Origin of the sequence: Flavobacterium cutihirudinis (genome assembly GCF_003385895.1) — a bacterium.
Lineage (GTDB): Bacteria > Bacteroidota > Bacteroidia > Flavobacteriales > Flavobacteriaceae > Flavobacterium > Flavobacterium cutihirudinis.
This window is the reverse complement of the sequence record NZ_QRDQ01000007.1, coordinates 564,285-578,718: the sequence shown is the minus strand read 5'-3', so window position 1 is coordinate 578,718 and position 14,434 is coordinate 564,285. Positions and strand designations below refer to the sequence as shown.

Here is a 14,434-nt window from a genome sequence, read left to right as displayed (position 1 = left end):
TTAATTTTCTTCTTAATTATTTATTCTTCAGATTCTTCTTCTTCAGAATCATCTTCGTCTTCTACTTCTTCTTCAGTATCATCCTCGTCGTCATCCGGTGTTCCATCATCTTCAAGAACTTCATCAAGATCTGGCTTAACTCTTTCTATAACCGATTCAACAACGTTTCCGTCTTCATCGACAACAACTTCTTCAGCCTCATCTTTCATTACTGTTGTAACAGCAGCGATAGAATCTTTCCCTTTCAGGTTAATCAATCTAACACCCTGAGTAGCACGTCCCATAACACGTAAATCCTCGATAGCCATTCTAATTGTCAATCCTGATTTATTGATAATCATCAAATCATCAGAATCAGTTACAGCATTTATCGAGATTAATTTACCCGTTTTTTCAGTGATATTAAGTGTTTTAACACCTTTACCTCCACGGTTTGTAATTCTGTAAACATCTTCTCCATCCTCGTCTACTAATTTGGTACGTTTTCCGTATCCATTTTCAGTTACAACTAAAATTTGAGAATCATTAATGTCGTTTTTATCAACAGTAACCATACCAATTACTTCATCAGTGTCGTCTTTTAAAGTAATTCCACGAACTCCAGAAGCTGTTCTTCCCATCGGACGTGTTTTGGTTTCTTCAAAACGAACCAATTTACCAGACTTCACAGCCAAAATAATCTGACTTTCACCGTTGGTTAATTGCGCTCCCATTAATTCGTCTCCTTCTTTAATTGTAATAGCGGCAACACCATTTACACGAGGTTTAGAATATTTCTCTAAAGAAGTTTTCTTAACCTGACCTTGTTTGGTTACCATTACAAGATTATGACTATTGATATAATCTTTATCTTTTAAGTCTTGCGTACAAATGAAAGCTTTTACTTTGTCATCGCTTTCAATATTAACAAGATTCTGAATTGCTCTACCTTTTGCTGTTTTACTTCCTTCCGGAATTTCGTAAACACGCATCCAGAAACATTTTCCTTTTTGCGTAAAGAACATCATGTACTGGTGATTGGTTGCAACGAACATATGCTCAAGGAAATCCTGATCTCTTGTTCCAGCACTTTTCTGACCAACTCCTCCTCTATTTTGAGTTTTATATTCTGTTAGGTTTGTACGTTTGATATAACCTGCATGAGAAATAGTAATTACTACATTTTCATCGGCAATTAAATCTTCGATACTTACATCACCACCAGAATACTCAATTTGAGAACGACGAGCGTCACCGTATTTATCGCGAATTTCAATTAATTCTTCTTTAATTAAATCTGTTCTTAAATTAACGTCTGCTAATAAAGCTTTCAAATGCTCAATTAATTTCATTAATTCTTCAAACTCAGCTCTTAATTTATCCTGCTCCAGTCCTGTTAACTGACGTAAACGCATTTCAACAATCGCACGAGCTTGTATGTCAGACAACTTAAATCTTTCGATTAATTTTTCTCTTGCTTCATCTGTGTTTTTAGAACCTCTAATTAACGCAATAACTTCATCAATATTGTCAGAAGCAATAATCAGACCTTCTAAGATATGTGCTCTTTCTTCCGCTTTGCGTAATTCAAATTGTGTTCTTCTCACTACAACATCGTGACGGTGCTCAATAAAGTAATGAATCATATCTTTTAGATTCAATAATTGAGGACGTCCTTTAACCAATGCAATATTATTTACACTGAAAGAAGATTGTAACTGAGTATATTTATATAAGGTATTTAAAACTACGTTTGGAGTAGCATCACGTTTTAAAATATAAACGATACGCATACCAGTTCTATCCGATTCGTCACGAATATTGGCAATACCTTCAATTTTTTTATCGTTAACCAAATCAGCCGTACGTTTGATCATTTCGGCTTTGTTAACCTGATATGGAATTTCAGTAACAATGATACATTCTCTTCCATCAACTTCTTCAAAACCAACTTTAGCACGCATTACAATACGTCCTCTTCCTGTTTTGAATGCTTCACGAACACCTTCGTATCCATAAATTACACCTCCTGTTGGGAAATCCGGAGCTTTAACATGCGTAATTAATTCATCTATTTCAATATCGTTATTATCAAGGTATGCTAATGTACCGTTGATAACTTCAGTTAAATTATGTGGAGGCATATTTGTCGCCATACCAACCGCAATACCGGTTGCTCCGTTTACTAACAAAGTAGGAACTCTGGTTGGCATTACTTTTGGCTCGTATAAAGTATCGTCAAAGTTTAATTGAAAATCAACCGTTTCTTTTTCGATATCAGCCATAATGTCCTCAGAAATCTTACGCATTCTAGCCTCTGTATAACGCATTGCTGCCGGGCTGTCACCATCGACAGATCCAAAGTTACCCTGGCCATCAACTAATAAATATCGCATACTCCATTCCTGAGCCATACGAACCATTGCGTCATAAACAGAAGTATCTCCGTGCGGGTGATACTTACCCAGAACCTCCCCTACAATTCTCGCAGATTTTTTGTGGGCAGATCTAGAAGTTACACCTAAATCATACATTCCGTAAAGAACTCTTCGATGCACTGGTTTCAAGCCATCTCTAACATCCGGAAGTGCTCTCGATACGATTACTGACATCGAATAATCGATGTAAGCTGATTTCATTTCATCCTCAATGTTAATAGGAATTAACTTTTCTCCTTCAGACATAAGTTGTTATGTTTAAATAATTATATTAGTTTCAAAGCGTGCCAAGATACGTTTTTTTGAAATTTTTTCAGCTATTTCCTTACACTTATTTCAATGATTTATTAACAACTTTATTTTCGCTTTTAGTTAATAAATTAAGCGTTTTTTAACGGTTTTATTGTTATTTTTTTTGTCAATTAGCTGACAGCTGTTCGCGATAGGTACGGTTTTTGTTTTTCAAACTGTAATTCACTAAATTTACAATACCAATTATATATTATGGATGATAATTTTTCACCAAGAGTAAAAGATGTTATTACATACAGTAAAGAAGAAGCCCTTCGTTTAGGACACGACTTTATTGGTACTGAACATCTAATGCTGGGCATTTTAAGAGATGGTAACGGAAAAGCTATTCATATACTTAATAACCTAGCAGTCGATTTAGATCATTTACGCAGGAAAGTAGAAATACTGAGTCCAGCCAATCACAGCGTTGAAGTAAATGCCGAAAAGAAAAATCTTCATCTTACCCGACAGGCAGAAAGAGCCCTGAAGACCACTTTTCTGGAAGCAAAAGTATTTCAAAGTTCATCGATTAGCACAGCACACCTGCTTTTATGCATCTTACGAAACGAAAACGATCCAACAACCAAGCTATTGAATAAACTAAAAATAGATTATGACATAGCTAAAGAACAATACTTAAATATGACTCCAAACGAAGAAGAATTCTTAGAAAACTTGCCAAGAAACGAATCGTATAATGACGATTCAGGACAAGATGACAGTCTAAAGGAAAGCAGTTTTAATAATCCAGCCAATAAGTCAAACAAAAAGTCGAAAACTCCGGTTTTAGATAATTTTGGGAGAGATTTAACAGAAATGGCTGAAGAAGGAAAACTAGATCCTGTTGTAGGACGCGAAAAAGAAATTGAACGTGTTTCGCAAATTTTAAGCCGAAGAAAAAAGAACAACCCGCTTCTTATTGGAGAGCCTGGAGTTGGTAAATCTGCTATTGCAGAAGGACTGGCTTTACGTATCATCCAAAAGAAAGTATCTCGTATTCTTTTCAACAAACGTGTTGTGACATTGGATCTAGCAAGCTTAGTTGCCGGAACTAAATACAGAGGACAATTTGAAGAAAGAATGAAAGCTGTAATGAACGAGCTGGAGAAAAACGACGATATCATTCTTTTCATTGATGAAATTCACACTATTGTAGGCGCCGGAGGAGCAACTGGTTCACTTGATGCTTCAAACATGTTCAAACCTGCTTTAGCAAGAGGCGAAATTCAATGTATTGGTGCTACTACTCTTGATGAGTACAGACAATATATTGAAAAAGATGGTGCACTAGAAAGACGTTTCCAAAAAGTAATTGTTGAGCCAACTTCTGTTGAAGAAACTATTGCTATTTTGAACAACGTAAAAGACAAATACGAAGATCACCATAACGTAACATATACTCAAGAAGCAATCGAAGCTTGTGTTAAGCTAACAAACAGATATATGTCTGAGCGTTTCTTACCAGACAAAGCGATTGACGCTATGGACGAAGCTGGTTCTCGCGTACACATCACAAACATTGATGTTCCGAAACAAATTTTGGATTTGGAACGTCAGTTGGAAGAAGTTCGCGAAATGAAAAATATGGTTGTTAAAAAACAAAAATATGAAGAAGCAGCCAAACTTCGCGATGATGAAAAACGTATCGAAAAAGATCTTGCTTTAGCTCAGGAACAATGGGAAGAAGATTCTAAAAACAACAGAATTGAAGTTACTGAAGATAATGTAGCCGATGTTGTTTCTATGATGACTGGAATTCCTGTAAACCGAATTGCACAAACTGAAAGCAACAAGTTAGCCAAATTACCTGAATTGATTCAAAACAAAGTAATTGGTCAAAATGAAGCTGTTTTAAAAATTGCACGTTCTATTCAACGTAACAGAGCCGGACTTAAAGATCCTAACAAACCAATTGGTTCGTTTATTTTCTTAGGTCAAACTGGAGTTGGTAAAACACAATTAGCTAAAGTTTTAGCAAAAGAACTATTTGATTCTGAAGATGCGTTAGTTCGTATCGACATGAGCGAGTACATGGAAAAATTTGCAATCTCTCGTCTAGTTGGAGCGCCTCCGGGATACGTTGGTTACGAAGAAGGCGGTCAATTAACAGAGAAAGTTCGTAGAAAACCATATTGTGTTGTACTTTTAGATGAGATCGAAAAAGCACATCCAGATGTGTTTAATATGATGCTTCAGGTTTTAGATGATGGATATTTAACAGATAGTTTAGGTCGTAAAATCGATTTCAAAAACACTATTATTATCATGACATCTAATGTTGGTGCACGTCAGTTGAAAGATTTCGGACAAGGTGTTGGTTTTGGTACAGCTGCAAGAACAGCTCAAGCTGATGAAAACTCGAAAAGCATCATCGAAAATGCATTGAAAAAAACTTTTGCTCCTGAGTTCTTAAACCGAATTGACGATGTAATTGTATTTAATGCTTTAGAAAAAGCCGATATTGATTTGATTATCGAAATCGAATTGAAAAAACTTTATTCTCGTATTGCTGAGTTAGGCTACAAACTAAGCTTAACTGATAAAGCAAAAGCGTTTATTGCAGAAAAAGGTTTTGACAAACAGTTTGGTGCGAGACCATTAAAAAGAGCCATTCAGAAATACGTTGAAGATTTATTGGCAGAAGAAATTATTACTTCGAAAATACATTCAGGCGACGAAATCATGATGGACCTAAAAGATGATTCGCAAGAACTATCAGTAGAAATTCATAAAGCTGAAGAACCGACTAATCAATAAATTAGTCAAAATTTATAACACTAATAACATGCCCGTTACGTTTTCATAACATAACGGGTATTTTTTTTATTAAAAATCACTATCTTTAATAAAAGCAAATAGCTATTTTTGAATTTAAATTCTATAATAAAAAACAAAATATGCTTCAAAACAAGGTCATTTTAGGTAGCGAAGAATGGTGCTCATTTCCAGAACTTGGAATCCCTACAATCAAGGCTCGTGTAGATTCTGGTGCCAAAACTTCGGCGATGCACGCTTTAAACATAGCTCCTTTTATAAAAAATGATGCCAATTGGGTAAAATTTGATATTAATCCGATTCAGAATAATATCAAAACCATAATTCATTGCGAAGCACCGCTTGTCGACAAAAGGATTGTAAAAAGCTCAAGCGGATTTAGAGAACACCGTTACGTAATCCAAACAAGTTTAAAAATAGGCGATACAAAATGGCCAATTGAAATGACCTTAACCAATCGTGACTCAATGGGTTTCAGAATGCTTTTAGGACGTGAAGCCATGAGCGGACGCGTTTTGGTAGATCCTGAAGAAAAATATCTTTTAGGTCAGCCAACTCCCGAATCGCTTAAAGAATTATACAAAAACTCAGAGAAAGCAAGTTCTGGTTTAAGAATTGGTCTTTTGGCTAGTAATCCGGAATTATACAGTAATAAAAGAATTATGGAAGCTGGCGAAATGCGCGGTCATGAAATGCATTTTTTGAACATCAAAGAATGTTATATGAAGCTGGATGCCAAAACTCCGGAAATCCACTATAGAGGCGGAAAAATCTTAAATCAGTTTGACGCTATTATTCCGAGAATCCGACCGAGCATTACTTTTTACGGTTGTGCTTTGACTCGTCAGTTTGAGGCTTTGAAAGTTTTCGTTTTAAATTCGGCGACAGCCATAACACAATCGCGTGATAAATTATACTCATTGCAATTACTTTTGAATAGTGGTATTGATATTCCAACAACTGGATTTGCTAATTCTCCGCTTGATACAGACAACTTAATTAAAATGGTAGGCGGTTCACCGCTAATTGTGAAATTATTAGAAGGAACACAAGGAAAAGGGGTTGTTTTGGCCGAAACCAAAAAAGCTGCCGAAAGTGTTATTAATGCTTTCAAAAGTTTAAATGCCAATATCTTAGTTCAAGAATTTATTAAAGAAGCAAACGGAAAAGACATTCGCTGTTTTGTAATTGACGGAAAAGTCGTTGCCGCAATTCAGCGTGAAGCTATGCCGGGTGAGTTTAGAGCTAATATCCACCTTGGCGGAACAGCATCCGTAATCAAAGTTACTGCAGAAGAAAAAAAGATCGCTATTAAAGCCGCAAAAGCAATGGATTTAAAAGTAGCTGGCGTGGACATTATTCGTTCTTCTAAAGGTCCATTATTGCTTGAAGTAAACTCTTCTCCAGGTCTTGAAGGAATCGAAGGCGCAACAAATAAAGATGTTGCCGGAGAAATGATTAAAGCTATTGAAAAGAATTTTAAACTATAATTAAGTTCATTTAAACTTAATCACATCTAAATAATTTAGCAGCTTTGATAAAGTTTTAAACTTTGTCAAAGCTTTTTTATTTAACTTTAAAATAAAAAAATATGGTTTTCCCCTATTTAGATATTATAATACGAAGTGTTGCCGTCTATTTCTTTATGACGATTGCTCTTCGCGTCTTTGGCAAAAAAGAACTTTCACAATTAAACACTGCCGACATTATTCTAATCTTACTAATCAGTAACTCGGTTCAAAATGCAATGGTCGGACCTGACACTAGTCTTATTGGAGGTTTAGTTGCGGCTTTAGTTTTGTTTGCCATAAACTTTGCAATCAAAAAACTCACAAAAAGATTCAAAACTCTAGGTGATTTAATACTTGATAAACCTGAAATATTAATTCATAATGGTGTATTGGATTTTAACACTTTAAGCAGGCTAGATATTTCGCATGAAGAATTAAAAGAAGCAGCGCGCGAACACGGCTTAGAGCACCTAACAGACATTAAACTTGCTATGCTTGAAATCGACGGAACTATTAGTGTAATTTCGAAAGATCAGAAAGATCAGAAACATCTTAAACAAACACATTACAAGCGAAAACATAACCATAAAAACCTTCAAAAGTTTTAATATAAAAACAAACAAAAAAAACCGATTTCAGTTTGAAATCGGTTTTTTAAATATGTTTACAAAATGCGATTTAAATCTCACATTTTACATTAATCATTTTACGAAATAAATACGCTCAGTAAAAAATAAACCAAACCTGCCAATAAAGCTGAAATTGGAATAGTCAAGATCCATGCCCAGATTAAACTTACCGTAACTCCCCAACGAACTGCAGAAACACGTTTTGTTAATCCAACTCCAATGATTGATCCTGTAATGGTATGCGTTGTACTTACCGGAATTTTCAAGTGTTCTGTAAAGTAAAGCGTTAAAGCTCCAGCTGTTTCAGCAGCAACACCTTCAAATGAACTTACTTTTGTGATTTTAGAACCCATTGTTTTCACAATTTTCCATCCACCACTTAAAGTTCCTGCAGCAATTGCAGAATAACACGCTAAAGGAATCCAGCTCGGCATTACACCTTTAATACCTGCATCATCATTTGGTAAAACTACATCCAACCAGGCATCCATATGAACACCAGGATTTGTATTGATATATACTGCAACCGCAGCTGCAATAATACCCATTACTTTTTGAGAATCATTACCTCCGTGACCTAAACTAAAAGCCGCAGAAGATAATAATTGCATTTTTTTCAAAGCAGCATCAGCTTGGTGAAGATTTAAACTACTGAATATTAAACAAAACGCACTAACCGTTAAGATAATAAAAGCAACTAAAAACCATTTAATGTTATGCGCTTCAAAAGCAACACTCCAGAAATGAGAATCAAATCTTGGCTTTTCTATTTCAGAGTATGGAACCATTTGAGAATAAACAAACCACACAGTAGCAATCATTAAAAGCACTGTAAAAATTTTAGGACCAATACTTTTTCTAGAAGCATTTAACAACCAAATCGAAATTAGGTAAGATGCTAAAGCTCCTAATAAAGGTGCTAAAACAATAAAAGCAATAATAATAAGAACTCCGGAAGGCATTGCACCATCTTTTCCTGCCTTATACCAGCTTACAATTTCATACCAATAATGAGTTGCTCCATCTTCTCCAACATAACCTGAGAAACCATGAACTGCAATAGCATGTGCCACAGCTGCTCCGGCAAAACCTCCAATTAATGTATGTGAAGAACTTGACGGAATTCCTAACCACCAAGTCAATAAATTCCAGCAGATTGCCGCTATTACTCCGGCCAGGATAACAACAAGGTTTATTTCCATTGTGTGCGCTGTTTTTGCAACAGTATCCGCAACACCAAATCCAAAAACCCAATAAGCCAAAAAGTTAAAAAATGCTGCCCAGACAACCGCCTGAAAAGGTGTTAAAACCTTTGTTGCAACAACAGTCGCTATAGCATTTGCTGCATCATGAAAACCATTGATGTAATCAAAAATTAAAGCTAATACTATAATTAATATAAGTAGCGTCATAAAATTATAACTTCAGAATGAAAAATTGAATTAAGAATGTTTTACAGAAATAGATTCTAGTATGTTTGCAACACTCTTACATTTGTCTGTTGCTGATTCTAAAACAGATAACACTTCTTTATACTTAATGATATTTTTAGCGTCTGTTTCGTTTTCAAAAATTTCAAAAACTGCTTTGTTATATACGTTATCAGATTTGTTTTCTAGTTTATTAATTCTAGAACAAGCATCTTTAATGATCTTAAAATTCTGCAAGTTTCTCAACTCTTTTACTGCACTATCAATATTTTGACAAGCTTCAAGATTGATTTCTGTCATTTTTCTGATCGATTTTGTAATCTTATCAACCTGATACAATCTCATACGACTTGCCGCACCATGAAGATAATCAGCAACGTTATCAATTGAAGTAATTAAGGTATGAATATCTTCTCTGTCAAACGGAGTAATAAAGTTTCTGCTTAACTCAAGGTTAGTCTGACGTGTAATGTCTTCTCCTTTTTGCTCTAATTCGTCAATCTTTTGAAAAAGAATTTCTCTTTCTTTCAATGGAAGATTTACAGCTTCGTGTAAGTTAGAAGCTAATTCAATTAAATTGCTTGAAGCCTCTTCAAAAAGTGGAAAGAATTTCTTGTCTTTCGGCACTAAAAATTGGAAAATACTGTTTATTGACATTTTTATATTTTTGATAGCGCAAAATTACTTCATTAATATTCTATAATGTTAAGCCATTGTTAACAAATCGTTTTCAATTTGGAAACTATTCAGGAACGAAACTGTATTTTCAATATCATAATGTAAGATTCTGTCTTCCTTAACCAAAGGCACAACTTCACGATAACTGCTTAAAAACATTTCTATAAAATCACTTGATTTTAAAGGATTTCTGTATGCAATAGCCTGCGAAGCATTCAATAATTCAATGGCTAAAATACGCTCCAGATTATCTAAAATTCGTAAGGCTTTTGTGGCACCGTTTGCCCCCATACTTACATGATCTTCTTGTCCGTTACTCGAAACAATACTGTCAATACTCGACGGAGTTGCCAATTGTTTATTCTGACTAGCAATACTTGCCGCAGTGTATTGTGGAATCATAAACCCTGAATTCAATCCCGGATTATCAACTAAAAATGCCGGAAGGTTTCTTAATCCTGAAATTAACTGATAGGTTCTTCTTTCAGAAATACTTCCTAATTCTGCTAAAGCAATTGCCATAAAATCTAAAGCTAAAGCCAATGGTTGTCCATGAAAATTTCCTCCTGAAATAATCTGATCGGCTTCTACAAATATGTTTGGATTGTCTGTAACTGAATTAATCTCGGTTTTAAATACTTTTCGAACATAATCGATAGCATCTTTTGAAGCGCCATGAACCTGTGGCATACAACGGAAAGAATACGGATCCTGAACGTGTTTCTTCTCCTGAGCGATAATTTCACTTCCGTCTAAAAATTCAGCGATGCGCTGCGCGGTTACAATTTGTCCTTTGTGTGGACGTATATAATGTATCAATTCATTAAAAGGTTCGATTCTTCCATCAAAACCTTCCAAAGAAATTGTTCCGATTAAATCAGCTAAATATGAATATTTGTATGCTTTAATTAAAATATGTGCTCCATATGCACTCATAAACTGAGTTCCGTTCAGCAAAGCCAAACCTTCTTTAGACAACAAAACAATCGGTTCCCAATTAAACTGTTTTAAAACTTCGGCGGAAGCCACTTTCTTTCCTTCAAAAAGAACTTCGCCTTCTCCTAATAAAGGCAAAGATAAATGTGCTAAAGGTGCCAAATCGCCAGAAGCACCAAGTGAACCTTGTGTATAGATTATTGGAAGAATGTCATTGTTATAAAAATCAACTAAACGCTGCAAAGTAATCAACTGAACTCCAGAATGTCCGTAGCTTAATGACTGAATCTTTAGCAAAAGCATCATTTTCACAATCTCTGCCGGAACTTCTTCTCCTGTTCCGCAAGCATGCGATTTCACTAAGTTTTCCTGAAGCTTAGATAAATTTTCATTTGAGATTTTTACGCTGTAAAGTGATCCAAAACCAGTATTGATTCCGTAAATCGGTGCAGAATGTGTTGACATTTTTTTGTCAAGATAATCACGACATTTCTGAACGTTTACTTTTGCTTCTTCTGATAATTCAAGCATTTTATTATTGCTTAAAATCTCTTGTAATGTTTCTAAAGTTATGGTCTCAGTACTTATATAATGAATCTCTCTCATGATTATTTTAAATTTAAGACGTCAAAATTCAACAAATCAATATTAAAAAGCAACATTTTGTCACAATAATTAAAATTTAGGATGGCGCCGTTTTTCACTTTTAACTAATTCGTAATCCCGACAAAAGGGCTTTAAATAGTTTTTTGTTAAGCTTTTTATTTAAAATCAGCTAATTGTCAGGGCACATTCGAAAAAAAACAATCCCTAATTCTATCAAAACTTCAATTTAGCATATTTAATTTTAACAAATACTCAATATTGATTTTTTGAGATTTGAATTATTAAAATATTCGTAAAAAGACACCAAGAATTTTTAATCCTACTTAAAAGCTGTACTTTTGAAAAATCAAAAATGAAAAGTAACAGCACAAAATATCAATCTACAATGACAGTTCAAACTAGAACTGCGATTGCTGCTACCACGATTTCTACTACAACAACTACTACCCCTTAGGGGTATACATTTTTACATATAATCCTAGGTTACCTATACTTTTTTCTTGAAAGAAGAGAGTTACTGGACACATGAAAAACATTTACAAAGAAAAAAAGTCGCAGTTTTCAGTTTCAGTTCACAGTTGATAATCATTGAACATTTGTTACTCAAAATCTTTGCACCTTATAAAAAATATCACAAAAATGAAAGTATTAAAATTTGGCGGAACTTCGGTTGCCAATGCTCAAAATATAAAACTCGTTCTCGAAATTGTTAAACAAAAAGCTGAAAAAGATAAACTGGTTGTAGTAGTTTCAGCATTAAGCAAAGTAACCGATTTGCTTCAGCTGGCGGCAGCAAAAGCAGCAGCAAACGACGAAAGTTTTAGAGAAGTCGTTGCAGAAATCGAGAAAAAACACCTTGACACTCTAAAAGAATTGATTCCGGTAAGCGAACAAAGCAGTTTGTTGAGCCACGTAAAAAGAATTATCAATCATTTAGAAACTTTATTGGACGGTTGTTTCCTTTTAGGCGAATTATCACCAAGAACTTCTGATACTATATTAAGTTTTGGAGAATTATTGTCTTCTTTTATTATAGCGAAAGCGTATCAGCAAATCAATAACGATGCGATTTACAAAGACAGTCGCGAATTGATTAAAACCAATGCCGATTTTGGAAAAGCAGTTGTGAATTTTGAAGTTTCGAATCAATTAATTAAAGATTATTTTGCTCAAAATGAAGCAAAAATCAATATTCTTCCTGGATTTATCGCACAAACTTTAGACGGAATCACTTCGACTTTAGGACGCGGCGGATCTGATTATACTGCTGCAATTATCGCCGGAGCAATCGATGCTGAACAATTGGAAATCTGGACTGACGTAAACGGAATGTTTACTGCAAATCCGAAAATCGTAAAACAAGCAAGACCAATTGCAAACATCTCGTATCAGGAAGCAATGGAATTGTCACATTTTGGTGCCAAAGTTTTGTATCCGCCAACAATTCAGCCTGTTTTGAGAAAAAATATTCCGATTTTAATCAAAAATACTTTTGAGCCAGAGGCCGAAGGAACTTTGATTTCTGATGTTGTTTTATCAAAAGATACTGTTGTAAAAGGAATTAGTCATATTGATAATATTTCGTTATTGACACTTGAAGGTCCTGGAATGATTGGAGTTGCAGGTTCGTCAAGACGTTTGTTCGAAGTATTGTCTCAGGAAAAAATCAACGTGATTTTTATTACTCAGGCTTCTTCTGAGCATTCAATTTGTATCGGGATTTTAAATTCGGATGCTGATAATGCTGAAGCTGCGATTAACAGTGCTTTTGAAGTCGAAATTTCACAGAACAAAATCGATCCATGTTATGTCGAAAAAGACCTTTGCATCATTGCTTTGGTTGGTGAAAACATGAAAAATCACCAAGGTTTAAGCGGAAGAATGTTCTCTACTTTAGGAAAAAACAACGTAAATATCCGTGCGATTGCGCAAGGTGCTTCTGAAAGAAATATTTCGACTGTGATTAACGAAAGAGACGTTAAAAAAGCATTGAATACTTTACACGAAAACTTCTTTGAAGAAAACACAAAACAGCTGAATTTATTCGTAATGGGAGTTGGAAATGTGGGCGAAAAATTCATCGAACAGATTCACAATCAGAGAAAATTTTTAAAAGAGGTTTTAAAAATCAATGTTCGCGTAATTGCGTTGTCAAATTCAAGAAAAATGATTTTTGATGAGGACGGAATTTCATTAAAAGACTGGCAATCGACTTTAGAAAAAGGAGAAGCTGCAATTCCGACAGAATTCATCGCACGCGCCAAAGAACTGAATTTACGTAACAGCATTTTTGTTGATATCACAGCAAATGCAAACGTATCTGAAATGTATGAGAAATTCTTAAAAGAAAGTATTGCGGTTGTAACTTGTAACAAAATTGCTTGTTCATCTGCGTACGACAATTATAAAAAACTAAAAAGCTTATCTCGCCAATACAACGCTCCGTTTTTATTTGAAACGAATGTTGGTGCGGGATTACCAATTATTGATACTGTAAAAAATCTTATTGCTTCTGGTGATAAAGTGCATAAAATTCAGGCGGTTTTATCAGGAAGTTTGAATTTCATTTTCAACAATTTCGACAAAGACAATTCTTTCCACGATGTGGTGAAAGAAGCCGGAGTTCAAGGTTTCACAGAACCAGATCCGAAAATCGACTTAAGCGGTGTTGATGTGGCTCGTAAAATCCTGATTTTAATTCGCGAAAGCGGTTACGAAATGGATATTGATGCTATCGCAAACGAATCGTTTTTACCGGTAGAATGTTTAGCAACAACAAACAACGAAGACTTTTTTGCTTCGTTAATCAAACATGCTTCACATTTTGAAGGTATTTATAATGAAGCTTTAGCAAAAGATTCAAGATTGAAATACGTGGCGCAATTCGAAAACGGAAAAGCAAGCGTTGGACTGCAATTCATCCCAAAAGATCATCCTTTTTACAATTTAGAAGGAAAAGATAATATCGTTTTGTTCTACACAGACCGTTACGTAGATCAGCCTTTATTGATCAAAGGAGCCGGAGCCGGAGCTGCGGTAACAGCATCAGGAATTTTTGCAGACGTTATTAGAATTGGAAATGTTTAGTAAAGGGACAAAGGTTCAAAGGCGCAAAGGGACAAAGGTTTTTTCTCTTTGTCTTTCTGCCTCTTTGAACC

General features: G+C 34.9%; 8 protein-coding genes. 4 read left to right on the top strand and 4 right to left on the bottom strand.

Annotated elements, in window-relative coordinates:
* Window positions 1-20 precede the first annotated feature (20 nt).
* On the bottom strand, window positions 21-2,663 hold the full coding sequence (gene gyrA / locus BD847_RS02490; RefSeq protein ID WP_115886678.1) for a DNA gyrase subunit A: 2,643 nt from the start codon (window positions 2,661-2,663) through the stop codon (window positions 21-23).
* Between the two features lie 258 nt (window positions 2,664-2,921).
* Here gyrA and BD847_RS02485 point away from each other — a divergent pair, with 258 nt between their 5' ends.
* The 3 genes from BD847_RS02485 (at window position 2,922) to BD847_RS02475 (ending at window position 7,605) form a co-directional block, all read left to right on the top strand.
* The gene (locus tag BD847_RS02485) at window positions 2,922-5,468 is read left to right on the top strand and encodes an ATP-dependent Clp protease ATP-binding subunit (RefSeq protein ID WP_115886677.1); all 2,547 of its coding nucleotides are present in this window, start codon (window positions 2,922-2,924) and stop codon (window positions 5,466-5,468) included.
* A gap of 140 nt (window positions 5,469-5,608) precedes the next feature.
* Window positions 5,609-6,976, top strand: a complete 1,368-nt coding sequence (rimK, locus tag BD847_RS02480) for a 30S ribosomal protein S6--L-glutamate ligase (protein WP_115886676.1) — start codon at window positions 5,609-5,611, stop codon at window positions 6,974-6,976.
* 101 nt (window positions 6,977-7,077) lie between these two features.
* Entirely contained in the window at window positions 7,078-7,605 is a 528-nt protein-coding gene (locus BD847_RS02475; RefSeq protein ID WP_115886675.1) for a DUF421 domain-containing protein, read from the top strand.
* A 98-nt stretch (window positions 7,606-7,703) separates the two neighbouring features.
* Here the strand turns inward: BD847_RS02475 and BD847_RS02470 are convergent, their stop codons facing one another.
* The 3 genes from BD847_RS02470 to hutH are packed head-to-tail and all read right to left on the bottom strand — an operon-like array spanning window position 7,704 to window position 11,276.
* Entirely contained in the window at window positions 7,704-9,038 is a 1,335-nt protein-coding gene (locus tag BD847_RS02470; protein WP_115886674.1) for an inorganic phosphate transporter, read from the bottom strand.
* A 30-nt stretch (window positions 9,039-9,068) separates the two neighbouring features.
* Entirely contained in the window at window positions 9,069-9,713 is a 645-nt protein-coding gene (locus tag BD847_RS02465) for a DUF47 domain-containing protein (protein ID WP_115886673.1), read from the bottom strand.
* A 48-nt stretch (window positions 9,714-9,761) separates the two neighbouring features.
* Window positions 9,762-11,276 carry a histidine ammonia-lyase gene (gene hutH / locus BD847_RS02460; RefSeq protein WP_115886672.1) on the bottom strand — a complete coding sequence of 505 codons (1,515 nt, stop codon included), beginning with the start codon at window positions 11,274-11,276 and terminating at the stop codon, window positions 9,762-9,764.
* A gap of 639 nt (window positions 11,277-11,915) precedes the next feature.
* Between hutH and thrA the strand changes: the two genes are divergently transcribed.
* Window positions 11,916-14,363, top strand: a complete 2,448-nt coding sequence (gene thrA, locus BD847_RS02455) for a bifunctional aspartate kinase/homoserine dehydrogenase I (RefSeq protein ID WP_115886671.1) — start codon at window positions 11,916-11,918, stop codon at window positions 14,361-14,363.
* Window positions 14,364-14,434 lie beyond the last annotated feature (71 nt).

Excerpts from the sequence above, each read along its gene's own strand:
- gyrA (WP_115886678.1), bottom strand. The coding sequence starts at position 2,663 with ATGTCTGAAGGAGAAAAGTTAATTCCTATTAACATTGAGGATGAAATG.
- BD847_RS02485 (WP_115886677.1), top strand. The coding sequence starts at position 2,922 with ATGGATGATAATTTTTCACCAAGAGTAAAAGATGTTATTACATACAGT.
- rimK (WP_115886676.1), top strand. The coding sequence starts at position 5,609 with ATGCTTCAAAACAAGGTCATTTTAGGTAGCGAAGAATGGTGCTCATTT.
- BD847_RS02475 (WP_115886675.1), top strand. The coding sequence starts at position 7,078 with ATGGTTTTCCCCTATTTAGATATTATAATACGAAGTGTTGCCGTCTAT.
- BD847_RS02470 (WP_115886674.1), bottom strand. The coding sequence starts at position 9,038 with ATGACGCTACTTATATTAATTATAGTATTAGCTTTAATTTTTGATTAC.
- BD847_RS02465 (WP_115886673.1), bottom strand. The coding sequence starts at position 9,713 with ATGTCAATAAACAGTATTTTCCAATTTTTAGTGCCGAAAGACAAGAAA.
- hutH (WP_115886672.1), bottom strand. The coding sequence starts at position 11,276 with ATGAGAGAGATTCATTATATAAGTACTGAGACCATAACTTTAGAAACA.
- thrA (WP_115886671.1), top strand. The coding sequence starts at position 11,916 with ATGAAAGTATTAAAATTTGGCGGAACTTCGGTTGCCAATGCTCAAAAT.